The organism is Halobaculum sp. MBLA0147 (assembly GCF_041361345.1).
Taxonomy (GTDB): domain Archaea; phylum Halobacteriota; class Halobacteria; order Halobacteriales; family Haloferacaceae; genus JAHENP01.
On the sequence record NZ_JBGKAD010000002.1, the window covers coordinates 360,012 to 383,695 of the forward strand.

A 23,684-nucleotide genomic window follows, 5' to 3' on the forward strand; every position below is an offset into this window, starting at 1 on the left:
TTCGCCTCCATCGAGTTCGTCGTCCAGACGATGACGACCACCGGCTACGGCCAGGACGCCGGCCTCTGGAGTCACCCGCTGATGTTCGTCCTGGTCGCACTGACGCAGATCACCGGGATCGGGATCGGCTTCTTCACTCTGCGTCTGATCATCATCCCGCTGTTCACCGACGCGGAGGTGGACTTGGACGACCGCCTGACGCCCAAGCGCGACCACGTGATCGTCTGCGAGTACCGGCGCGACTCTGCGGTTCTCCTGGACGAACTCGAAGACCTCGGCATCGACTACGTGTTGCTCTCCTCGGACCACGAGAGTGCCAAGGCGCTCTCGGACGCCGGCTACGCCGCGATCGACGGCTCACCACAGGACCGGTCGGCGCTCGAACGGGCGAGTATCGACACCGCCCGCGCGGTGGTCGCAGACACCGATGACGCGAACGTCGACACGATCCTGACGGTCCGCTCGATCGACCGCGACGTGGAGGTCGTCGCGCTCACCGACGACAGCGACCTCCGGCGCGTCCTCTCGAACGCCGGCGCGGACAGCGTCCTCTCACCACACGGCGTGCTCGGCCGCCGTCTCGCCGAGAAGGCACTCTCCTCGGTGGATGGCGACGCCGCCGACGCCGTCGAACTCGGCGGCGACCTCGAACTCGCGGAGGTGCCGATCCAGCCGGGGAACCGCCTCGTCGGACGACGTATCCGGGACTCCCGCATCCGCGAGGAGACGGGAGCGAACGTCGTCGGCGCGTGGATCGACGGTGAGTTGCAACTCCCGCCAGACCCGGACGCCGTCGTCCGCTCGAACACGGTGTTGCTCCTCTCGGGCCCCAACGACGCGCTGGCGGCGTTCGACGAGTACACGCGCCCGTCACAGACGCTCCGCCGTCACGACCGTGTCGTCGTCGCCGGGCTCGGCGAGGTCGGAGCGGCGGCTCACGAGGCACTCGTCGACGCCGGCCTCGCGGTGACGACGATCGACCGCGACGACGGTGACGGCGTCGACGTAGTCGGCGACGCCAGCGACGAGGAGACGCTCCGAGCGGCCGGGATCGAGACCGCCGACGCGGTGATCGTCGGCCTCCCGAACGACTCCGCCGCGCTGCTGACGACGGTGTTGGCGCGGTCGCTGAACCCGGAGATCGAGATCCTGGTCCGGGTGAGCGACACGGACGCCACCCAGAAGGCGCTGAGCGGCGGGGCCGACTACGTGCTCTCCGTGCCGCGCGTGAGCGCCCGGATGGTCGCCAGAGAGCTCCGCGGCGAGGACATCCTCACTCCGGCGACACAGATCCGCCTGCTGCGCGTCCCGGCGACGCCGTTGGCCGGCTCGACGCTCGCGGAGTCGGGCGTGTACGAACAGACGGGGTGTCGCGTGATCGCCGTCGAGGACGACGACGGGTTCGTCGCCACCGTGGACCCACAGCGACGCTTCTCCGGCGACGAGACCATCGTCGTCGTCGGCTCCGACGAGGCGATCCGGGAGTTCCGCCGACAGTTCGACGTGACGCCCGTCGAACCGGGACAGTAGCCGCCGTCCAGAGCCACTTCCCCACCGCGCCGAACTACACTGTTACCGGCTCGAACCCGAGGATGGGAGCAGCGACTGTCACCAGTCGTCGAGTCGCTTCCGGAGGGCAGTCAGCGAGTCGACGTCGAACGTCGGCGTGATCGAGAGGTCGACGGCCGCGTTGTGTGACCGACGGAGGAACGCGGTGTCGAGGCCGGCACGAGTGGCAGCGACTACGTCGGTCTCCCTGTCTCCGACGTAGAGACTGTCGTCCGTCTCCAGTGCCTCGAGCGCGTCGAGCAGGAGGTGCGGTGCCGGCTTGCGTCGGTAGAACCCGCGGACGCCGGTCGCTCGACCGCTGGCGTACTCGAACGCGTCGAAGTCGAACCGTTCGACGACGACCCGCACCACGTCGTCGTAGTTGTTGCTGACCAGTCCGACTCGGTAGTCGTCGGCGATGTCGGCGACGACACTCGCGTCGCCGTACGGAGTGCGCCGCTTCGCGTCGAGGCGATCGATCACCCGTCGTGCGGCGGCACGCTCTCGTCGGTCGAAGAACGCGACCGGGTCGACCCCCAACCGATCACAGCCACGAGCGAACTCGACATCGTACTCGTACCCCGACAACAGCGTGCGCGTCTGCTCGTCCGGATCGAGCCCACACTCGTCGAGTGCGTCTGTGAGTGCCCGCTCGTGGACCGACGAGTCGGTCGCGCGTCCACGCAGGAGGACGCCGTCCATGTCGAACAACACCGCAGGCTGTCCCGACTCTTCGATCGACTCCGAGCTCCGCTCGCCGTCTCCCGCGAGACTCGGTCCACTCATCTGACGAGCCCCCGTGTGTACGCCGAGAGGCTCTCGGTGACGACGACGACACCGAGGATGACGAGCAACACCGTCGCGACGGACTGCCAGGCGAAGGCGTTGACAGCCCGGAACAGTTGGACACCGATACCACCGGCCCCGACGAACCCCAAGACCGTCGAATCGCGGATGTTGATGTCCCAGCGGTAGATCGAGAGTCCGACCAGCGCGGGTTTCACCTGTGGGAGGATACCGTACAGGAGGATCTGCCCCGGCGATGCACCGGCCGCTCGGACGGCCTCCACCTGTCCGAAGTCGATCTCCTCGATCTCTTCACCCAGTAGTTTCCCGAGGAACCCGACCGACCGGAAGGCGATCGCGACGGCGCCCGCCAGTGGGCCGGACCCGAACATCACGACGAATATCAACGCCCAGATGATCGTGTTTACCGAACGGCTGACAGTGACGATCAGTTTCCCGAGCCAGAACGTCACCGCGTTCGGTGTCGTGTTCTCGGCGGCCAACAACGCGACCGGGACCGCCAAGACGAGTGCACCCAGCGTCCCCAGCGCGGCGATCTGTACCGTCTCGATCAGGGGATCGACGATCCGACCGGTGTACGCCACGTCGGGTGGGTACATCCTGGTCAGCAGGTCTGTGACCTCTCGCGGGATCGTGCCCGGGTTCGTGACGCCGATCTCCATGAACTCCCAGGACCCGACCACGGCGACGGCGCCGAGTACCCAGAGCGCGAACCGTCCGAGCCGCCGGCGGCGGTCGAACCGTCGCCAGCGAGGTTCGTCGACCGCCATCACTGGTACCTCCGTCGAACGACCGCACTCACGCCCTCGGCCACCAAGACGACGGCGACGATTGCGACGAGGATGGCCGTGACGTACTGGTAGTCGTAGCGGTTGAACGCCGTGAGCAGTACCGATCCGATCCCCCCGGCACCGACGATTCCGACGACCGTCGACGTGCGGATGTTGATGTCCCACCGGTACACCGAGAGCCCGGCGAATCGCGGCACGATCTGAGGGACGACACCGTACAAGAGCGTCTGTGTCGACGACGCCCCGGCGGCCCGAACTGCGTCGACAGACCCCATGTCGATGTCTTCTAAGTCCTCCGCGAGGAGTTTCGAGAAGAACCCGACCGTCTTGAACGTGATCGTGAGGATCCCCGCGAGCGGACCGAAGCCGATCGCTTTCACGGCGATGATCGCGACGATGATCGCGTTGAACGCTCGCGAGACGGAGATGAACCCTCTGTTCACCGCGTACAGTGGTCTCGGAGAGAGATTCTCCGCGGCCATGAACGCGACCGGCACACTGACGACGATTCCAGTCAGCGTCGCGACCGTCGCCATCGCGACACTCTCCAGCATCTTGTCGAGGATTCGCTGGGCCTGTCTGGGTGTCGCGGTCGGCGGGAAGAAGTCCCCCAACAGCGAGCCGGCGCTGGCGAGTCCCCGTGCGACGCGTCCCGGGTCGGCACCGACGCCCAGACCGGACCACAGGAAGAACCCGACGACACTGGCGTAGACGGCCCACTTCACCTCGCGACGGGGGAACACCGACGGGCGCTCCCACGTCCGTTCGCCGGTCGCCACGTTAGAGCCCTCCCGTCGGCGAGTTGTCGGCGCCCGCGATTCGGTCTCGCTCTTCGTCGTTGTCGCTCGGTATCCCGGTGTGCTCTCCGGTGTCGTCGGGGACCGCTGCCCCGCGGTAGACGCGGTCGAGTCCCTGCTCGTCGAGTTCCGCCGGCGTCCCCTCGAAGACGAGTTCACCGTCGTGGAGCCCGACGATCCGGTCTGCGTGATCCAACGCCAAGTCGACTTCGTGGATGTTGATCAACACCGGTACGTCGCGCTCGGCGGCGATGTCGGTCAGGAGCCGCATCACTGTCCCGGAGGTCTCGGGATCGAGACTCGACGTTGGCTCGTCGACGAGCAGAATCTTCGGCTGTTGGACGACCGCCCGGGCGATCCCGACCCGTTGTCGTTGCCCGCCGGAGAGTTCGTCGACACGTTTGTTCTCCATGTCTCCCAATCCGACACGGTCGAGGATCTCGTAGGCGCGATTCACGTCCTCCGACGAGAAGGAGCGCCGGAACGCGGTCCACGCCGAGACGTATCCCAACCGCCCCGTCAGCACGTTCTCCATGACAGTCAATCGCTCGACGAGATTGTACTCTTGGAAGATCATCCCGATGTCGCGGCGTGCCGACCGCAACGCGCCGTCGTCGAGCCCGGTCAACTCCGTGCCGTCGAGTCGGACCTGCCCACCGCTCGGCTCGGTCAGCCGGTTGATACACCTGATGAACGTACTCTTCCCGGCGCCACTGGGACCGATCATCGCGACGGTTTCACTCCCCTCGACCGACAGCGAGACGCCCTCGAGCGCTTCGTCACCGGTCGAGTACGTCTTCTGCAACTCGGTGACTTCGAGCATCTACGAACCCAGTGCGCTCTCGGTGTACTCGACGCCGTTGTACCGCTGGATGATCATGATGTCTTTGAACACCGTCCGGTAGTCGATGGGGACGAACTGGTCGTACCCGGTGCGCTCTTCGAACGCCGTCCCACCGAAGTCTGACTCGAGATACGCTCGCTCGATGCCCTCGATGATCTCCGGCTTGAGATTGTACCGGTAAGCGACCGGGCCGTTCGGGAACGGCGCCGAGGCCCAGACCACTTTGAAATCGTCGAAGCTCAGGTCGCTCGTCGCCTCGACGGTGTCGACGAAACAGGTGGAACAGATCGGCCCGGCATCGTAGTCACCGGCTGCGATACCGCGTGTCGTGTTCCCGTGACCGCCGGAGAAGTTGACCTCGTAGTCTTCTTCCGCCGTCACGTCGAAGTACTGGTCGAACAGTGCCGACGGCGCCTGGTGCCCAGAGTTCGAAGCCGGTTCCGAGTGACCTATCTTCACATCGTCGCGAGCGAAGTCCTCGACACTCTGGATGCTGTCGGCCTCTGCGCGGGTCGTCGCGAACAGGCGGTACCCGAACAGTTTGTCTGGAGTCAGGCCAGCAGCGAACGGAACTGCACCCGCCAGGTTGACCGCGAACGCCGTCGTCCCGGTCGAGAAGTTCGCGATGTGTGCGCGTTCGGACCGCATCGCCTCGACGGACGCGGCGTAACTGTTGACCTTGCTGAACTCGACTTCCTTCCCCGTCTCCTCGCGGATCCGGTCGAAGACGGCCTCGAAGTCCTCCTCGAACCGGCCTTGGACGTCTTCACTAGGGCTCTCGGTGAACACCAGCGTGTCTGGGTCTAGTAGTTCGCTCTCGTCGCTCGGCGTCTCCCGAACTGGTTGGCCGTGTGGCACCTCGTCGACGCTGCGGCCACGCATGTTCTTCAGATCTGCAGTCGACCCGCGTTCGTAGGTGGCATCGACCAGTGGCGTCGAAAGATAGTTGTTTTCCTCCCACGCAGGGTTCGCTGGATCGAAGCTCCCGGCATCGGCCAACATCGGGTCCCCGGTCCCCGTGCTGCTCGTCCCACCGGACGAGTCGGCGTCTCCGGAACCACTCGACCCGTCGGAGCCACTGGATCCAGAACCACTCCCACCAGAACAACCAGCCAATCCGACTGCGAGGGCCGTCGCCGATCCCTTCAACACGGTACGCCGCCGCGGCGTGTCCTTGTCAGACATCGTGACACTACATCCAGTGTTAGAACTTCAATCTATCGAAATTTTATACGTTGTATAATGTACAAACCCGTACTGGTCGTAGGGGACCGCACCGGTACGGGTCGTTCAATAGTGGAACGTACTCTCCCGAGCTCCCGCCCAGATCTGTACGACTCGGGACAGATTCAAGCGGAACCCCTCCGAGCGAACACGCAGGAATGGAAGACTCCGACGCCGACACGACCGCCGAGACGCGACTCACGATCCTCGGCAGTCACCACCTCGCACAGCCGGGCAACGACGAACACGGGACGGACGCGGGCGACCCGTTGGACGACGGTCGACAACGTGAACTGGCGGCGCTGCGGGACCGACTCGCCGGACGCTCGTTCGACTGGGTCGGCCTCGAGATCCCTCGCGACCACCGGGACGCCCTCGCGGAGCAGGTCGACGCCGTCGACGCGGCAGTCGCCGAGCGAGGTGAGGCGGTCTGGACGGACCCGGACGAGTGGCCCGACGGGCCGCTGCGTGTCCGCGGCGAGGCGGTCCAGATCGGACTCAGACTGGCTCGACGACTCGACGCGCGTGTCCACGCGGTGGACAGCCAACCGGCGCCGCCAGATCCGCCTGCGGGCTCGACGGCGGAACTGGACTGGTCGCTCGCCGTCGATTCGGAGGCGGTGCCGTACGACGTGCCAGACCCGGAGGCGGTCGTCGCGGATCGTGAGTCGCGAGTTGCCGAGTCCAGCTACCTGGAACTGTTCCGGCACACGAACCGAGAGCCGCAACTCCAGCAGAACCACCGGCTCAACGTCGCCGCCTCTCTCTCGTCATCGGAGCTCTCGGCGTCCGACACCACCGGTGAGGCGGAGTCGGACACCGAGCCGCCGCTCGTGGCTGCCGATGCCACCACCGACTACGCCGGGGCCAGACAGTTGGGGTACTGGTACGAGCGCAACGCCCGGATCTGCGAGAACTGTCGCGCCGTCGCGACGCCCAGCTCCGAGGGAATGCTCGTGATCGGTGCGGCCCACGTGATCCCAGTTCGGCAAGTCGCCGACGCCGCGGTCGGTATCACTCCCGCGAGTCCGCTCCCGCTGTTGACCGACGACGAGCCGTAGCGGACTCGACACGGGCGGTAGACGACGCGAGACGAGCAGACCGACGCGAGACAAGCAGACCGACGCGAGACGAGCGGGTGCGGCGACCCGCTCACCCCCAGACGCCGCCGACCTCGATCCGTGCGCCGCCGTCGTCGCTCTCGCCGACGGCGACCGTCCACCCGTGTTCGCGGGCCACGTCGCGGACGATCGAGAGCCCGAGCCCGGTCCCGTCGCGAGCCGTCGAGTACCCTGCGTCGAGCACCGCCTCGCGCTCGTCTGCGGGGATGCCGGGACCGTCGTCGCTCACGGCGAAGCCGTCGCCGGTCCGCTCGACCGTGACGGTGACCGTCGGTCCACCGTGTTCGACGGCGTTGCCGAACAGGTTCTCGAGTAACTGTCGGAGCCGGGACGACGACGCTCGCAGCGTCGCGTCCGTCTCGACGACGAGGTGTGCGTCGTCGCCGCCGACGGTCACCCAGGCTGCCTCTGCGGCGGTCGCGAGTTCGATCGCCTCGGTGTCTCGGTCGGCGGTTCCCCCACTCGTGAGCTCGAGGAGCCCGTCGATCAACTCCTGACTCCGGTCGAGTGCCGTCGCCACGTCGTCGAGGTGCTCGCTGTCACACTCCTCGCGAGCCAGGTCCAGGCGACCGCTGGCGACGTTCAGCGGGCTCTGGAGATCGTGCGAGACGACGGCCGTGATCTCTTCGAGGCGTTCGTTCTGTCGTTCCAGCGTCGCCTCGCGGTCGAGTCGGTCCAAGGCGACACGGGCGTGATTCGCGAGGATCTCCGCCAACTCCGCGTCTCGCTCGTCGAAGGCGTCCGTCTCCTCCGCGACGGCTTGGAGGACCCCGTGGTCGCCGATCGGGACCGTCAGCGCGGAGCCGTACCGGTCGGGCTTCAGCGCGTCGTCGTCTGCCGCCGTGTCGGCCGTCACGGCCGTCTCGCCGCTCGTGTAGACGCGTCCGACGACCCCCTCGTCGGCGGCGACGCGTTCGACGGTCTCCGACGAGAGGTCCGACGAACAAGTCGCCGGCACGAGTGAGCCGTCGTCGGCGAGATTGAGACAACAGTGGCTGAACGCGAGGATCTGCTCGGCCGTCTCGACCGTCTGCTCGCAGACGGCGGCGACGGACTCGTGGGAGCCGAGTTCCGTGGCGACGCCGTGGAGCGCCCGCAGTGCTCGCTCGTGGCGTTCGGTCTCCGTCCGGTCGGTACTGATCCCGACGAGCCCCTCGACCTCGCCGGTCGGCCCCGCCAGCGGGTACTTCTCGTTGCGGAAGAACCGCTCCCCGTCGTCGGTCTGCAGGTGACGGTCGTACGAGACGGACTCGCCGTCGAGCACGCGCTCGTCCCGGCGACGGATCCTGTCGCCCTCCTCGGATCCGAACAGCTCGCGGTCCGTCGCCCCGAGCATCTCCTCGCGTGTCGAGTCGACCGCCTCCGCCGCGGCCTCGTTGACCAACTCGTACTCGCCGTCGACGTTCTTCACGAAGACGGCGTGGTCCGTCCGCTCGACGACCGACCGCAGCCACCGCTGGCTCTGCTCGCGCTCCGTCACCGGCCGCGCCGAGGCCAAGACGAGGTCGCGGCCCCCGATCCGTGCCTCCGCGAGGCGGACTTCCGTGACGACCACCTCGCCGTCCGGTCGCGCGACGTACCACTCCAACTCCTCGTCTCGGTCGCCCTCGACCGCGTGGTCGCGGTCTCCCAGTTCCTCCCCGTCGTTCACTCGTTCTCTCTCGGCGTCTGGTCGCTCGCTCTCGCCGTCAACCCCGTACGCTTCACCGCGGACGACGGCCGCGAGCCAGTCGTCGGATCGCTCCGGGTGATCGGCGGTGAACGCCGTGGGTGTCTCGCCGACGACTGCGTCTCGCTCGCGGCCGACGAGTTCACAGTAGCGATCGTTCGCGTCGACGATCGCCCCGCTCTCGGGGTCGTGGAGTGCGATCCCGTCGGCGGTCTTCGCGAAGATCTCGCGGTAGTCAGTCTCCGCGCGGTGGCGATCCACCGCGTTCCTGATCCGGTTGACGAGCATCTCCGCGGTGTTGCCGCCGGTCCGCTTCTGCACGTAGTCGTCGACACCCCGCGAGATCGCCTCGCTGGCGATCTCCTCGCTCCCGTGAGCGGTGTACAACACGAACGGGAGCGAGCCGTACTCGTCGCGAACCGTCTCCAACAGATCGAGCCCTGTCCCGTCGGGCATCTCGTAGTCCGAGACGACACAGTCGACCGACTCCGTCTCCAACACTTCTCTCGCGGCGGCGGCCGATCCGACGGTCCGCACGGAGAACTCGTCTCCCAACCGATCGAGCTGCTCCGCCAACAGTCCGCGCACCTGCGGTCGGTCGTCCACGTGGAGCACGTCGATCGGTTCCCGTCGAGGCGACGCCTCACTCGGTTCTGTGAGATTCAATACTTGATTGTAGGGCCGTGAGACACTTAAACCTCGTCGCCCTCGATCGGCGGTGTTCGAACGAGTATCGAGGGGACACACGACCGGCCGGTCGTGCACCCGTCCGTCACCGTCCGTCGCGTGTGGGTTCGAGACGGTGACCGACGGCGACCTCACTGCGGCAGATCGACGATCACGCGGGTTCCGCGGCCGTCGCGCGACTCGATCCGGAACTCGCCACCGAGGTACCGGGTCCCCCACCGAACGACCCACAGGCCGAGTCGACTCCCGTGTTCCAGCGGCGACTCCTCGCCGGTCGTGACGGCGCGGCGGTCCTGCTCGGGGATACCCGGACCGTCGTCGGCGACGACCACCCGCACGGCGTCGTCCGTCTCCGTCACACGCGTCTCCAGCGTCGGCGTCTCCGTGTCGTTGTGGACGAGTGCGTTCTCGACCACCTCCGCCAACACCGTCTCCAAGATCCGCTCGTTCGTCTCGACGGCCGTCGTCGGTGCTACGTCGAACGCCGTCTCCACCGCCACCTGGCCGTCGTAGTCGTCGACCGCCCGCTCGACGACACCCTCCAGTACGCGCCCGACGTGGACCGGCTCCCGTTCGGCGGTCTCGTCGACGGACAGCAGTCGATCGAGCGTCCGCACGTTCTCGACGAGGTCGTCGAGGTCGTCGAGTTTCGACCCGATCCGGTCGACCGCCTCCTCCCGCGGAATCGGCGTCTCGTCGTCGAGACTCTCCGCGTACCCTCGGATCGTCATCAGTTCGTTGCGGAGGTTGTGGCGCAACACCCGGTTCAACACGCCGAGCCGTTCCCGGCGCCGCTCGCGCTCGCTCACGTCTCTGACGGTCACCGCGCGGCCGACGCCGTCCTCGATCGGCGTCACCGACACGCGGAGCAGTCGACCCGACTCCGCCTGCTGTGTCACCGCGCCGTCGGTCGGAAGGGCGTCTGGGAAGACCGTCCTCGCCGGTTCGCCGACGGGATCGGTCGTCTCCAACACAGCCGCCGCGGCGTCGTTCGCGTCGACGACGCGGTCGTTGCCGTCGAGGATAAGGAACCCCTCCTCCAGCGAGTCGATCGCGACCTCGCGACCGGTCGAGGCGATCAGTGGGCCACTCGACAACAGGTCCGTACGGAACAACGCGTAGCCGTACCCGACGCCGGTGACGGCCAGTGTCAACGGCGTCGCGTTCGTCGAGCCGACGAACACGTCGCCGGTCGCGGTGAGTACCACGCCGACGACGGGCATGACGGAGCCGACGACGAGCGCGACGCTCTGGTCCGTGTACAGGTCCGTGTCCGACAGGGCGGTTCGCGCCACGAGGAAGAGTCCGATCACGGTGAGCACGAGCGAGTACGCCGTCGCGACGAGGAACGTCGGCCCGAGTTCGTACGACACGACCGTGACGACCGGCGCCACCTCGACGGTGAGGTTCCGCACCGCCAGTCCGTGCAACGGACTCGTCGTGACGGCGAGGACGTGGACCACGAACGGCGCCGCGAGCAGGGCGATCCGTCTCGGTGTCACCAGCGCCGTCCGCCCGGTGTACACCAGCGCGAACGTCACCCACGCCGTGGCGGCGATGCTGCTCGTGGCGACGCGGATCGCCTCGCCGACGAACGCGACCGGCACCGACCCCGCCTCCAGCGGGAGCACACTCGCGAACGCCCACGCCGCGTCCGCCACCAACAACATCTCGAACCACTCGGCGACCTCCGAGTCCTCGCCGAGCAGGTGGGTGAACACGGCGATCAGACTCAACAGCCCCCCGACACCGAGGAAGGCGATCGCCAACGACGACACCGGGCGGGCGACGATCACGGGTCGTGGTTACCACCACCACGAATAAATCTACCGCAGTCGTCTAGAGAACGGAAGTGGGTGCCCACCGTGTCGGTCCGGGCGACACTCCTCGAGTTCGTCGTTCACCGACCCTCACACGCCGTCGAGCCAGAGGTCGATCTCCGAGACCAACTCGGCGGCGTCGTCGTACGGCGACCGGGTCGCCTCGTGACCCCCGTCTCCGGTGTGACCGTCCGACGACCTGGCCCCGTCGCGACCGCGAGCGAGCGCCCGCCGGAACGCCCGCCTGACGCCCTCGTTCTCGAACAGCCCGTGGAGATACGTGCCGAGTACGTCACCCGCGACCGCGCTCTGTGGTCCGAGTGGGCGCTCGACGGCCGCCGCGTCGAGCGGCTCCGTGTCGCCCATATGGATCTCGTAGCCGGCGACCGCCGCGTCGAGCCCCGCCAGCGGGCCGGCCCCACTCGCCGGGACCGTCGTCCGCTCGACGCGTTTCTCTCGCGAGAACGTGGTCCGCACCGGGAGCAGTCCGAACCCGTCGACCGGTCCCTCCGTCTCCGCGCCCTCGACGTGGGCGTTCTCGATCCGCTCGCCGAGCATCTGGTAGCCGCCACAGACGCCGACGATCGGCCCGTCGAACGCGCGGAGTCGCTCGCCGACCCCCGCGGCACGGAGTGTCCGCAGGTCGTCGACCGTGTTCTTGCTGCCCGGGAGGACGATCCCGTCGAACGCGTCGAGAGCGGCGTCCGCCGGCAGGTAGACGACACGGACGCCTGGCACCCGCGCCAGCGGTTCGAAGTCGGTGACGTTGGAGGCACGTGGGAGTCGCGGGACGCCAACGCGGAGTGCGTCCGCGTCAGACACCTCGTCGTCGTCCCCGACGACGGCTCGTTCGCCCTGCGGCGGGAGCGAGACGCTGTCCTCCTCGGGCAGTCCGGGGTCGTCGTAGGGCAACACCCCGAGGACGGGCACGTCCGTCAGCCGCTCCAGTTCCTCGACGCCGGGGGCCAGCAGCGAGCGGTCCCCGCGGAACTTCGTGATCACACACCCACGGACTCGCTCGCGGAGGGCCGCGGGCATCAACTCCAACGTGCCGTAGAGGCTGGCGAACACGCCGCCGCGTTCGATGTCGCCGACGACGAGCACGTCGGCGTCCGCGAACCGTGCCGCCTCGACGTTCGCCAGGTCGCGGTCGTGGAGGTTGACCTCCGCCGCGCTCCCAGCTCCCTCTGCGACGATCACGTCCGCGTCTGCGGCGAGTCGATCGTGGGCTGCCGCGGCGGCCTCGCGGGCCCGGTCCCAGTGCTCGTCGTAGTACGTGCCGGCCTCGTAGTGGCCGACGGCGGTGCCGTCGACGATCAGTTGACTCTCGCCGTCGCCGCTCGGTTTGAGCAACACCGGGTTGTGGTCCGTCGACGGCGCGGTACGAGCCGCCCGGGCTTGGACGTACTGGGAGACGCCCACCTCGCCCCACTCGCCGTCGGGTGTCGCGGCGACGCGGGCGTTGTTGCTCATGTTCTGGGCTTTGAACGGCGCCACGTCGTAGCCCGCGTCCGCCAGCCGGCGGCAGAGTCCGGCGACGACGGTGCTCTTGCCGACGTGACTCGCCGTCCCGACGACGAGGATCGTCTCGGTCACCTCTCCCGTGACCCCCCGGATCGTTCTGTGCTCGACGGTGGCGCTCGGGACCGCTCGTCTGCCCTCTGCGGCTCCCGCGACCGCTCACCCTCCGCCCACGCCGCGACACGGTCACAGAACGTGTCGAAGGCGCCGGACTCGGCGTGGACGTGTGTGTACGTCCCGAGCGTCCGGTACTCCGTCAGCCCCTCGCGGCCGTCGGCGATCCCGTCGCCGCGCGTCACTTCGAACGCGAACCGCGCGTCGCTCGCCACGTCGGCCGTCGAGTAATGGAACTCGTGGCCGCGAACCGTCTCCCCGCTCGCGGCCGTGAGCGTCCGGTCCGTCGCACTGAGTTCGACGTGATCCAGCGCCTGGTACCGGTCACACATCCGCACGTCCGCCGGGAGCACGCCCGCCATCTCGTGGGTCTCCCCCTCCGCCGTCGTCAACGTCTCTACCAGCGCCATCAGGCCGCCACACTCGCCGAGAACGGGGAGTCTGTCGGCGGCCCGCTCCGCCAACGTCGCCAGCGCCGGACTCTCGGCGAGCGCCGCGGCGTGGAGTTCGGGGTAGCCACCCGGGAGGTAGACGCCGTCACACGGCGGGAGCTCGTCGCCCGCGGCGGGGGAGAACGGCACCACCGTCGCACGCGCTCGGAGTCGGTCGAGCGTCGAGGGGTACCGGAAACAGAACGCGGCGTCGTCCGCGACCGCGACACGGGGCTCGTCGGTGTCGATGTTCGAGGCCCGTCCCTCGCGTCCCTCGACTCCCGAGTCGCCGTCTGCGGGTCCACCCCGACCCGACTGCGCCGGTCGCGGTGGCTCGCGAGCGACCTCGACCAGCCGCTCGGCGTTGACGTGCTCGGCCGCCTCCTCGACGGCCGCCTCGGAGACGGTCGTCTCCTCGCCCATCACGAGTCCGAGGTGCCGATCCGGCACGGAGAGATCTTCGTCTGGGGGGACCCGACCGACGTACGCCAACTCCTCCGGCAGCGCCTCGCGAATCCCCTCGGCGTGGCGCCCGCCGTGGGCACGCTGTGCGAGGACGCCGGCCACCTCTACGTCGTACCCCGCCTCGTCGGCGTACGCTGCGAACCCGAGCGCAGTCGCGCCGACGCTCTGCATCCCGGCGCTCGCGTCGACGACCAACACCACCGGGAGGTCCAACACCTCCGCGACGCGAGCCGTCGAACAGACGGAGCCGTCGTACAGCCCCATCATCCCCTCGACGACACACACGTCACCCTCGCCGCGCCAGTACGTCCGGCGGGTGCCATCCTCGCCGGCGAGCCACGGGTCCAGCGAGCGCGACGGAGCGTCGACGGCGACTTCGTGGTGGCTCGGGTCGACGAAGTCCGGTCCGGCCTTCGCCGGCTGTGGGTCGTAGCCGGCCGCCGCCAAGGCTCGGGTGACGACGAGCGTCGCGACCGTCTTCCCGACGCCCGATGCCGTCCCGCCGAGGACGACTCCCTTCACGGCTCGCCTCCCTCGTCCGCGACGGCCCACTGCGACAGTTCCGGACGACGAACTGGCGACTCGCCCGCGGTCGTCCGTCGCACCACGAGCACGGACAGATCCGAGAACGGCGTCTCCTCGCCCGCGTGGGTCGCCAACTCGCCGAGCGTCGTCCGCGTGATCGCCTCGTCGGCGTGGGTGAGTCGTTCGAGCACGAGCGCCTCCAGTCCGGGGTCGGCACCGGCGTCACACAGTGTCGCCGCCACGTCGCCCGGCATCCAGTCGAACGGCCGCGGGAGGACGAGTAAGTGTCTGTCGCCCACGTCCCGCCGGAGTCGCGCGAGCCCGTCGTCGACGGCCCCGCTGACGTGGAGCGTGACGAACGTCGTCCGCTCCATCGGCGTCCGCGCCCGACTCGCGGCGACTTGGAGCGACGAGATTCCCGGCACCACGCGCACCGGCCGGTCCACGACGTCCTGGACCTTCCCGAGGAACTGGTAGCCGGAGTGGTTCGGGTCGCCCATCAGGACGGCCGTCCCGCGCTCGCCGGCCGCGACGCGGTCCGCGAACGTCGTCAGCGCCGCCGCCTCGTCTCGGTAGCCACAGGTGAGCGTGTCCGCGTCCGTCGCGTCTGCGACGAACTCGACGACCGTCTCGAACCCGACCACCACGTCCGCACGCTCGATCGCTCGCCGGCCTCGCGGGGTGAGGAACTCCAGCGACCCCGGACCGATCCCCACCGCGTACACCGGGTCGACGGCGTCGGCGCGGTCGGACTCGGCGACTTCGGTGGTGTCGTGGTCTCCGTCACCTACCCCCGTCGGGCCCGTCCGACGGACACCGCCGACGGGTTCTGGCTCTGCGGCCGCCAAGTCGGCGGGATCCGGTCCACTCGCGAGGTCGTAGTCGTCCGTCGCCCCCGTGTCGGGTTCGTCGGCAGTCACGCGTCGCCCCCGTCTGGTCGTGGGTCGTCGCCGCCGTCGGGTCGCTGTCCTCCGGCGCCGTCTCCCCCGTGCTCGTCCGCCGCCAACGACACCTCGCCGTCGCGGGCGTCACTCGCCACGTGGATCAACTCGTTCGTCAGCCCCGCGGCGAGTCCGCTCCCGCCACGCCGTCCGACGTTCGTGATCGCCGGCACCCCGTGGGCCGCGGCGACGCGCCGGAGCCGTCGGCGACTCTCCTCGGCCTTCACGAAGCCGACGGGCGTGGCGACGACCACCGCCGGTCGCGTCCCGTCCTCGATGCAGTCCGCCAGCGCCAACGCCGCGGTCGGCGCGTTCCCGACGACCGCGACGGCGTCGTCGTACGTCCCCTCGCGGTCGAGTTCGAGGACGGACGCCGCGGTGCGGGTCATCCCCGTCTCCGCCGCGAGTTCCGCACCGTTGCCGATCGCCTTCCACACTGGACAGTCGTGGCCGCGCCCGGTGACCCCCGACTGGACCATCGTGATGTCCGTGACGATCGGGCGCTCGCCCAACACCGCCCGAGCACCCGCTCGGACCGGCTCCACGTCGTCGCCCGTCTCCGGAGCCGTGAACCGCAACAGGTGTTGGAACTCCGGGTCGCCGGTCGCGTGAACTGCCTTCTGTCGGAGCCGATCCGCCAGCGTCTCGTCCGGCACCAACTCCCGCACCCGATCCATGCTCGTCTCGGCGATCTCCATCGCCCGCTCCGTCGTCGCACCGAGATCGGCGTACGCCTCGTCGCCGGGCCCGCCGCCGTCCGTGCGGTACGGTTCACCCGGCGTCGCGCTCCCGTCAGTCACCCGTGCGACGCGCCGCCGCCGGGTCCCGTCGCCGTCCGAGCCGGTCTCGTCGGGCAGCCGCTCGGCGAACTCGTCAGTCGTCATCGGACACCTCCCCGACCGCGGCGGGCGGACGACTCGTCTCCGCCTCCAACTCGCCCTCGGCGCGTAAGTCGAGGTCGCGCAACGCCCGGTGGACGTCGTCCGGCGCGTCCCACAGGTCGCGATCGATCGCCTCCAGTAACGTGTCCGCGATGGAGGCCAGCGCCCACGGGTTCACGTCCGACATCCAGGCCTGCCTGTCCGGGTCGAGTGCGAACTTCTCGGCCACGTCCGTCCACAGCCGGTCGCTCACGACGCCGGTCGTCGCGTCCCAGCCGAGCACTACGTCGACCGTCGAGGAGAGGTCGCCGGCACCCTTGTAGCCGTGCTCCTCCATCGAGTCGAGCCACTCGGGGTTGAGCACGCGAGCCCGCATCGCCTTCCGGACTTTCTCCTCGTTGGTGTACACGTCGACGTTCGACGGATCCGAGGAGTCGCCGACGTACGAGGCCGGTTCGCCGTCGTCCCCCGCCTCCGCGACGGCCGTGATCAGCCCGCCGTGGAACGCGTACCAGTCCGAGGAGTCGAACTCGTCTTGCTCCATCGTGTCCTCGATCTTCACCGTCGCGTCGACGCTCGCGAGTCGGCGCTCGAAGGCGTCGTGGGCCTCCGCGACGGAGCCACGCCACCCCATCGCGTAGCCACCCCACTCGACGTACACGGACGCGAGGTCGCTCCGGTCGTCCCAGTTCCCCTCGTCGACCGCCTTGTTCGTCCCGGCGCCGTACCCGCCGGGCCGCGTCGTGAACACGCGGTGACGCGCCGCCGTCTCCGGGTCGTCGTGGCCCCGGTCGCGCAACTCCGCCTCGGCCTCCTCGACGTGTTTCTTCACGTAGTTCTCCTCGTGTGGCTCGTCCAGTTCGACGACCGCCTCGACGGCGTCGTGGATCACCCCCGCGGCCTGTGGGAAGGCGTCGCGGAACAGTCCCGACACGCGCGTCGTCACGTCGATCCGCGGCCGGTCCAACTCGTCCAGCGGGATCGGCTCCACGTCGTCGATCCGTCCGGCGTCGGTCCACACCGGCTCGACGCCCATCAGCGCGAGCACCTGCGCGACCGTCTCGCCGCGGGTCCGGACTGTCGGCGTCCCCCACGCGACGACGCCGATCTCCTCGGGGTACGCGCCCTCTTCGCGGCGATGTCGCTCCGCGACGCCGTCGGCCACCTCGCGGCCGACATCCCACGCCGTGCGAGCGGGTACCTTCCGCGGGTCCAGCGTGTAGAAGTTCCGGCCGCTCGGCAGCAGGTCGACGCCGCCCCGCGTCGGCGCGCCGCTGCCACCCGCGGGGACGTACTCACCCTCGAGTGCGTCGGCCGTCCGCGTCACCTCCTCGCTTGCGCCCCGTACCTTCGGGACGACGGTCTCACAGACGTACCGCAAGACCTCGCGCAGCTGCTCGTGAGCACCCGGTTCGGCACGGGCGTCACCCAACGGCTCCAGGGCGACGACGAGGGTGTTCATAGTCACCTCGTCGTCGGGGTCCGCCTCGCGGCCGGAGGGGGGCACGTCGAAGTCCGTCTCCGCGAGCAGGCCGACGAGGTCGAGACTCGTCTCGTACACCACGTCGGCGGCCTCGGCGTACGTCATCCCCAGGGTCTCGTCGTACGTGCCCGGTTCGGCGAGCAGCCGGTCGTGGTCGATCCCGAGGACACCGGCGACGCTCTCGCGCAACGAGGGGGCGCCGGTGTTCTCCAGTCGCGTGAGTGCGACGACGTACTCGACGAGTCTGTCGTCCGTCGGCGGTTCGCCGAGCGTGTGGAGCCCCAGGCGGATCTGTGTCGTCTTCACGTCCGTGACGTACTCGTGGATACGCTCGACCAACTCGTCGGTGTCCACCTCGTCGCCCGTCACTTCGCCCTCCGCGAGTGTGGTCCCGGCCTCGTCGGGGCCGCGCACCGAGACGCGCTCGTCGATCTCGCCCGCGATCCCCAACTCGACGGCGAGGTCCAACTCGGCGACCTGCTCGTGGATGCGCTCCGCGAGGTTCGCCTCGGTCTCCGCGCCGACGCCGGTGCCTGCCTCGCGATACCGCGTCGCGAGCTCCTCCAACTCGGCGAGTTCGTCGTAGGTACCCGCGTCGGCCATCACCGGCGTGAGGTGGTCGACGACGGCGGCGTACGAGCGCCGCTTCGCCTGTGTCCCCTCGCCAGGGTTGTTGATGACGTACGGGTAGACGTTCGGGAGGTCCCCGATCAGCTGGTCCGGCGCGCTCTCGGCGTCTAACCCGACGGTCTTCCCGGGGAGCCACTCCAGACTGCCGTGGGTGCCGAGGTGGACGACGGCGTCGGCGTCGAACGACTCCCGGAGCCACGCGTAGAAGGCGACGTAGTCGTGTGGCGGCTGGAGTGCCGAGTCGTGGTACACCTTCGACGGGTCCATCCCGAAGCCGCGAGGCGGTTGGACGGTACACAGCACGTTCCCGAACTCGACGCCCGGGATCGCGAACGGGCGATCCGGCGGGTCACCCCACTCCTCGTGGACCGCGGCCCGGAAGTCCTCGTCGAGGTCGTTCCACCACGTCTCGTACGTCTCGGGTTCTACCACGTCGACGCTCCGCTCGCGCACGTCCTCGGGCGCGACCCAGCGGTCGTCGAGCGTGAGTTGACTCGTGAGCGCGTCGATCAGGTCCGCGCCGTCGTCGGGTGGACCGGCGTGGCGTCCACTCTGACCTTCACTGCCGTTCTCTCCCCCGCCGAGGTCGTACCCCCGGTCGGCCAACTCGGCCAGCAGGTTCCGGGCGCTGGCGGGCGTGTCGAGTCCGAACGCGGTGCCGATCCCGTCGTCACTCGGCGGGTAGTTGTGCAACACGACCGCCACGCGGCGGTCGGCGGGGTCACGGTGGCCCAGTCGGGCCCAGTTCGCGGCGAGTCGCGCCGCGTGGGCCACGCGGTCCGGGATCGGGACGTGTCGTTTCGGCGCGGTGCCGATCCCGGCGGTGTCGTCGCCGCGTGCCTTCCCCGAGATCGGGTGGGTGATCACGTTGCCGTCGAACTCCGGCAACGCGACCGACAGCGCCAACTCGAACCCCATCACGCCCGTGTCGGCGGCGTCGTAGCGACTCGGCGACCGCATCGTCGTGATCGTCTCCAGCACCGGGATGCCGAGGCGGTCGAGGAACACCGACTCCGCGCCCGCGCCCTCGTCGTCGGCGTCGCGTCCCCGCTCGTCCATCGACAGCGCGAACATGAACGCCGAACACACCGCGTCGACGAGCGGTTCGCGACCGCCCTCCCCGTCGGGTTCCGTCAACCACTCGTCGACGACCCACTCGGCGTCCTCCTGTTCGCTGGTGTCCGTGGCCGGATTACAGAACACCGGCAGCGCGTCGACACCCTCCGACTCCAGCGCGCGGACCAGTGCGTCCACGTAGGCGGTGTTCTCGTGGGTCCAGTGTGACTCGTAGAACCACACCGCCACCGTCGGCGTGTCCGGGTCCAGCGTCGCCCGCAGCTCCTCGTAGCTCGCGCCGGGGTGGTCCGGGTGGTAGACGCCCTCCGTCGGGAGCGCCACGGGGTCGTCGTGAGCGACCGTCTCGTCGGTGTAGGTGTCGACGAGTGACCGCAGCAGGTTCGCGAGGTTCGCCGTCCCGCCACGTTCCAGGTAGGAGACGACCCGCTCGCGGACCGCCGCGTCCGTCGTGGTGTCCTCGGCCGCGAACGCGTCGCCGGTCGAGTGGACCACCGTCGGGACCCCAGCCTCCCGGAGGTCCGCGACGAGGCCGTCGTACCCCGGGACACCCTCCGTGTCGCCGTGGAACCACAACACGACCGCCGTCGCGTCCTGCGCGGTCTCGCGGAACGCGGCGACCTCGTCGGGTTCCAGATCACCCGACGCGGCCGTCACGTCCGCAGTCTCGATACGCTCGGCCGCCGCCGCCAGCGCCCCCAGTTCGTTCTCCGTCGCCGTGTAGAGTGCGATCTCGTGCATAAGTTTGTTAAAGCGCCGTTGTGCTTCTGCAACTGTGCTTGATTTCGACGCCGACTTGAACCCTTCGGCACGCGAGGTGGTGCCGTTCCCGGCGGTGGTGGGACAGGACCGCCTGAAGCGTGCGCTGTTGGTCGCGGCGGCGAACCCGTCGGTCGACGGGGTGCTCGTCCGCGGCGAGAAGGGGACCGCGAAGTCGACGGCAGCGCGGGGGTTGGCGGCGCTGCTGCCGCCGCAGCGAGCCGTCGCGGACTGTCCGTTCGGCTGTCCGCCAGACGACCCAGACGCGCAGTGTGCGGCGTGTCGCGAGCGACTCCGCCAGGGCGAGGCGGTCGCGCTCGACGAGGCGAGTGATGTCGAGGAGAGCGGTCGCGATCGAGCCGACGTGCTCGAAGACGTGGACGACGACTCGACGGCTGTCCCGGTCAGGCGGCGCTCAGTGCCGTTCGTGACACTGCCGCTCGGGGCCTCGCGGGACCGCCTCGTCGGGTCGCTGTCGGTGCCGGACGCGCTCGACGGCGAGGCGACGTTCGAGCCGGGACTGCTGGCGCGCGCCAACCGCGGGTTCCTCTACGTGGACGAGGTGAACCTGCTGGACGATCACCTCGTCGACGTGGTGCTCGACGCCGCCGCCTCGGGACGGAACCGCGTCGAACGCGACGGCGTGAGTCGGACACACCCGGCGCAGTTCACCCTGATCGGGACGATGAACCCGGAGGAGGGACGGCTCCGGCCGCAGTTCCGGGACCGTTTCGCGTTACAGGTGACGGTCACGGGGAGCCGAGAGTTGGGCGAACGCGTCGCGGTGATCGAACGGTCGCTGTCGGGGTTCGACGGCGACCACGAGGCGGCGACGGCCGCGATCCGCGAGCGGCTCGTCGCCGCACGGGAGCGCCTGCCGAACGTGACACTCCCGGACTCGTTGACACGGTCGATCGCGGACCTGTGTCGCGACGCGGGCGTGGACGGCCACCGCGGCGACGTGGCGCTGGCGCGGTGTGCTCGGACGCTGGCGGCGTTGGACGGGCGCACCAGAGTACTCGAATCGGATCTGCGGGAGGCGGCGACGTTCGCGCTGCCGCACCGCCTCGCCGCGACGCCGTTCGGCGACGGGGCGGATCTGGACCGCCTCCTCGCGGACCACTTCGGCGAGGAGGGTGGCGAGGGGACCGACGACGCCGGCGAGGGTGCCGGTGATGCTGGCGAGGGGGCCGGTGACGCCGACGAGGGGGTGTCGGGTGCCGACGCCGACGGCGGGGGAACCGGTGAGGGGGACAGCTCCGGGGGTCGGGAGCCCGACGGTGCCCCCGGCGGCGAGGGCGACGAGACTGCCGGAACGGACCGCCAGCAGGCCCCCGACGACGACCGAACACGAGCGGGCGCCGGCCGTGGTCCCGACGACGCAGGCGGAGGTGCAGGAGAAGGACCCGGTGGCGACGAGTTTGACGGTACGTCTGGCCTCGGCGACGACGAGAGTCGCCGATTCGACGGCGAGGAGACACCGGACGTGTCCGACGGCGACGACGGCGGGAGCGTGCTCGGCGAGGAGGGGACCGCTGCTGGCGGTGCGGGGAGTGTCCGTCTCGGTCCCGACGGTACCGGCGGTGGTGACACGACGGTGACTCCACACGAGGACGACGGAGACCGCGGAGCCGACGCCGAGGCGACGCCGCTCGTCCCCGGCCAGCAGCGTCCCGCTGCTGCCGCCGGAGACGACGCCGACGAGGCGGCAGAACCCGGTGGCGGCGACAGGGACGACGACGAGGACGGCGACGCCGACGCGGACCGCAGCCACGGACTCCCCGGCGACACGGACGACGAGCGGACGGAACGCGGTGGGATCGAGACGCCGGACCTCGACCCACCCGCTCCGTCGGAGCCGGACGGCGGCGACCACGACGCGACGCGAGCGAGCACGGCGGCTCGTGGCGCGACCGTGCGGACAGAACGAGCCGACGCGACGGACGCGGTCGACGCCGCAGCGACCGCCCGCGCCGCCGCGGCGCGCGGTGCCGACGAGGTGCAGTCGCGGGACCTCCGGCGCTCCGTCCGATCCGGCGGCGACGGCGCGCTGGTCGTGTTCGCACTCGACGCCAGTGCCTCGATGCGCGCGCCGATGCGTGCCGCGAAAGGTGTCGCACTCGACCTGCTGCGCGACGCCTACGAACGTCGCGACGAAGTCGCGGTGGTGACGTTCGCCGGCGAGACCGCCGAGGTGGTGCTCCCGCCGACCGACAGCGTCGACCTCGCTGCGCGCCACCTGAAGTCGCTCCCGACCGGCGACCGGACCCCCCTGCCTGCCGGCCTCCGCGCCACGGAGCGAGTTCTGACCCGCGCCGACGCCGACTCCGCCGTCGTCGTCTGCCTCACCGACGGCCGTGCGACCGCGACCGGCCGCGCGGTCGGCGACGGACAGCCCGCCGCGACAGACGAAGTTGGTTCCTCGAAGACCACTCAGGCACCTGAGGCAACTGAGGTACCTGAGGTAACTGAGACAACTGGGTCGGCGGAGAGAGACCACTCTTGTGACGAGACGCCGCAGGCCGAGCGGAGTGGCGACGAGCGCGCCACCGTGTCACCGGTGGTGGCGACACGTCGGGCGGCGGCGACACTCGCCGAACGAGACCCGCGTGTGCTCGTCGTTGACGCCGGGACGGACGGCCGGACGAGTCTGGTCGGCGACGTGGTGGCGGCGACGGGCGGGGAGCGGGTCCCGCTCGACGATCTGACCGCGAACCGCGTCGCCGACGCCGCCGACCGCGCGACGGCGGCCGACGGGAGGAGCCAGTCCCGAGGCGCGACCGACGGGGGTGACCCGACGTGACGGAACTCGCCACACTCGCGGGACTCGGCGTCCTCGCCTCGGCTGCGGTGCTCGGCGTCACACACGGCTTTGAGCCGGATCACGCCGCGGGGATCTCGGCGCTGACGAGCGACGCCGACGGGTGGCTCCACGCGGCGCTCGTCGGTGCGAGTTTCGCCGTGGGCCACGTCGTCGTGGTTCTGGTGTGGCTCGCCGGCCTCCGCGCGCTGGGTGGGACCCTCTCCGCCGTGCCTGGAGTCGCGGAGACGGTCGGCACCGTCGTGCCGGCGGTCGTGTTGTCCGGCGTCGCACTCCTGCTCGCCACCACCGGGTTGCGTCGCGTCCGCGGCCGGTCGCCACACCCGCACCGCGGGGAGACGGACGGCCCGGTCGGGTGGGTGCTCGCGCGGGTCCACCACCGGCTCCACGGGCACGACCACGAGACGGCGGGCGACTACCTCCGGACCGGCGTCGTCGGCTCGGCGTTCGCGCTCTCGCCGCCGGTGAGTATGCTCGCGCTCGTCTCGGCGGTGTTGCCGACGGCCGGCGCGGCCCTCACGCTGTCTGCGGTCGCCGTCTACGCTGTCGGCCTCACCCTCTCGATGGTCGTCGTCGGCGCAGGACTGGCCGGCGCGTTCGGCGTGGCGGGGCGGCGGAGTCGCCACGCTCACGGGACGCTCGAGGTCGCGGCGGGTGTCGTCGTGTTCGGGTTCGCGGTGCGACTCCTCGTGTGAGTTCCTGAGAGCTTGCGGCGGCAGTCAGATAAGCTG

General features: G+C 69.7%; 15 protein-coding genes and 1 pseudogene. 4 read left to right on the forward strand and 12 right to left on the reverse strand.

What is annotated here, in order from left to right; genetic code table 11:
* Positions 1-81 precede the first annotated feature (81 nt).
* Positions 82-1,530 carry a potassium channel family protein gene (locus tag RYH80_RS16050; RefSeq protein WP_370905134.1) on the forward strand — a complete coding sequence of 483 codons (1,449 nt, stop codon included), beginning with the start codon at positions 82-84 and terminating at the stop codon, positions 1,528-1,530.
* 78 nt (positions 1,531-1,608) lie between these two features.
* On the opposite strand, the gene RYH80_RS16055 is transcribed toward RYH80_RS16050, so the two are convergent.
* Genes RYH80_RS16055 through phnD form a run of 5 tightly spaced genes read right to left on the reverse strand, consistent with a single transcriptional unit; the run spans position 1,609 to position 5,789 of the window.
* Complete coding sequence (locus RYH80_RS16055) at positions 1,609-2,334, reverse strand: HAD family hydrolase (protein WP_370905030.1); 726 nt, start codon at positions 2,332-2,334, stop codon at positions 1,609-1,611.
* The gene (phnE, locus tag RYH80_RS16060) at positions 2,331-3,125 is read right to left on the reverse strand and encodes a phosphonate ABC transporter, permease protein PhnE (RefSeq protein ID WP_370905031.1); all 795 of its coding nucleotides are present in this window, start codon (positions 3,123-3,125) and stop codon (positions 2,331-2,333) included. The genes RYH80_RS16055 and phnE (RYH80_RS16060) overlap by 4 nt, the downstream gene beginning before the upstream one ends.
* Positions 3,125-3,925 (reverse strand): phosphonate ABC transporter, permease protein PhnE, encoded by an 801-nt coding sequence (phnE, locus tag RYH80_RS16065; protein WP_370905032.1) that lies wholly within the window; start codon positions 3,923-3,925, stop codon positions 3,125-3,127. The genes phnE (RYH80_RS16060) and phnE (RYH80_RS16065) overlap by 1 nt, the downstream gene beginning before the upstream one ends.
* A gap of 1 nt (position 3,926) precedes the next feature.
* A complete protein-coding gene (gene phnC, locus RYH80_RS16070; RefSeq protein WP_370905033.1) occupies positions 3,927-4,766 on the reverse strand; it encodes a phosphonate ABC transporter ATP-binding protein in 840 nt (279 codons plus the stop codon).
* Positions 4,767-5,789, reverse strand: coding sequence for a phosphate/phosphite/phosphonate ABC transporter substrate-binding protein (phnD, locus tag RYH80_RS16075; protein WP_370905136.1), 1,023 nt, complete (start codon positions 5,787-5,789; stop codon positions 4,767-4,769).
* Positions 5,790-6,169: 380 nt separating this feature from the next.
* On the opposite strand from phnD, the gene RYH80_RS16080 reads away from it, so the two are divergent.
* Positions 6,170-7,072, forward strand: coding sequence for a DUF5694 domain-containing protein (locus tag RYH80_RS16080; RefSeq protein WP_370905034.1), 903 nt, complete (start codon positions 6,170-6,172; stop codon positions 7,070-7,072).
* A gap of 91 nt (positions 7,073-7,163) precedes the next feature.
* Here RYH80_RS16080 and RYH80_RS16085 read toward each other — a convergent pair whose 3' ends face one another.
* From RYH80_RS16085 to cobN, 7 genes and pseudogenes are all read right to left on the reverse strand, one after another.
* Positions 7,164-9,467: a PAS domain S-box protein gene (locus RYH80_RS16085; protein ID WP_370905035.1), complete on the reverse strand. Its 2,304-nt coding sequence runs from the start codon at positions 9,465-9,467 to the stop codon at positions 7,164-7,166.
* 152 nt (positions 9,468-9,619) lie between these two features.
* Complete coding sequence (locus RYH80_RS16090; RefSeq protein WP_370905036.1) at positions 9,620-11,284, reverse strand: sensor histidine kinase; 1,665 nt, start codon at positions 11,282-11,284, stop codon at positions 9,620-9,622.
* Between the two features lie 114 nt (positions 11,285-11,398).
* On the reverse strand, positions 11,399-12,904 hold the full coding sequence (locus RYH80_RS16095; RefSeq protein WP_370905037.1) for a cobyric acid synthase: 1,506 nt from the start codon (positions 12,902-12,904) through the stop codon (positions 11,399-11,401).
* Between the two features lie 104 nt (positions 12,905-13,008).
* A pseudogene (locus tag RYH80_RS16100) lies at positions 13,009-14,361 on the reverse strand (cobyrinic acid a,c-diamide synthase); the annotation flags it as partial.
* Entirely contained in the window at positions 14,358-15,284 is a 927-nt protein-coding gene (locus tag RYH80_RS16105) for a cobalt-precorrin-7 (C(5))-methyltransferase (protein ID WP_370905038.1), read from the reverse strand. The pseudogene RYH80_RS16100 and the gene RYH80_RS16105, both read right to left, overlap by 4 nt.
* Positions 15,281-16,189, reverse strand: coding sequence for a precorrin-8X methylmutase (locus RYH80_RS16110; protein ID WP_370905039.1), 909 nt, complete (start codon positions 16,187-16,189; stop codon positions 15,281-15,283). The genes RYH80_RS16105 and RYH80_RS16110 overlap by 4 nt, the downstream gene beginning before the upstream one ends.
* Entirely contained in the window at positions 16,179-20,114 is a 3,936-nt protein-coding gene (gene cobN / locus RYH80_RS16115; protein WP_370905040.1) for a cobaltochelatase subunit CobN, read from the reverse strand. Before cobN ends, RYH80_RS16110 begins: the two co-directional genes overlap by 11 nt.
* 34 nt (positions 20,115-20,148) lie before the next feature.
* Here cobN and RYH80_RS16120 point away from each other — a divergent pair, with 34 nt between their 5' ends.
* Both RYH80_RS16120 and RYH80_RS16125 read left to right on the forward strand, forming a co-directional pair.
* Entirely contained in the window at positions 20,149-22,935 is a 2,787-nt protein-coding gene (locus RYH80_RS16120; protein WP_370905041.1) for a VWA domain-containing protein, read from the forward strand.
* On the forward strand, positions 22,932-23,648 hold the full coding sequence (locus RYH80_RS16125; RefSeq protein WP_370905042.1) for a hypothetical protein: 717 nt from the start codon (positions 22,932-22,934) through the stop codon (positions 23,646-23,648). The genes RYH80_RS16120 and RYH80_RS16125 overlap by 4 nt, the downstream gene beginning before the upstream one ends.
* The last annotated feature ends 36 nt before the right edge of the window (positions 23,649-23,684 follow it).

Coding starts and splice junctions, on each gene's coding strand:
- RYH80_RS16050 (WP_370905134.1), top strand. CDS start 82: ATGTTCGTCCTGGTCGCACTGACGCAGATCACCGGGATCGGGATCGGC.
- RYH80_RS16055 (WP_370905030.1), bottom strand. CDS start 2,334: ATGAGTGGACCGAGTCTCGCGGGAGACGGCGAGCGGAGCTCGGAGTCG.
- phnE (WP_370905031.1), bottom strand. CDS start 3,125: ATGGCGGTCGACGAACCTCGCTGGCGACGGTTCGACCGCCGCCGGCGG.
- phnC (WP_370905033.1), bottom strand. CDS start 4,766: ATGCTCGAAGTCACCGAGTTGCAGAAGACGTACTCGACCGGTGACGAA.
- phnD (WP_370905136.1), bottom strand. CDS start 5,789: ATGTTGGCCGATGCCGGGAGCTTCGATCCAGCGAACCCTGCGTGGGAG.
- RYH80_RS16080 (WP_370905034.1), top strand. CDS start 6,170: ATGGAAGACTCCGACGCCGACACGACCGCCGAGACGCGACTCACGATC.
- RYH80_RS16110 (WP_370905039.1), bottom strand. CDS start 16,189: ATGACGACTGACGAGTTCGCCGAGCGGCTGCCCGACGAGACCGGCTCG.
- cobN (WP_370905040.1), bottom strand. CDS start 20,114: ATGCACGAGATCGCACTCTACACGGCGACGGAGAACGAACTGGGGGCG.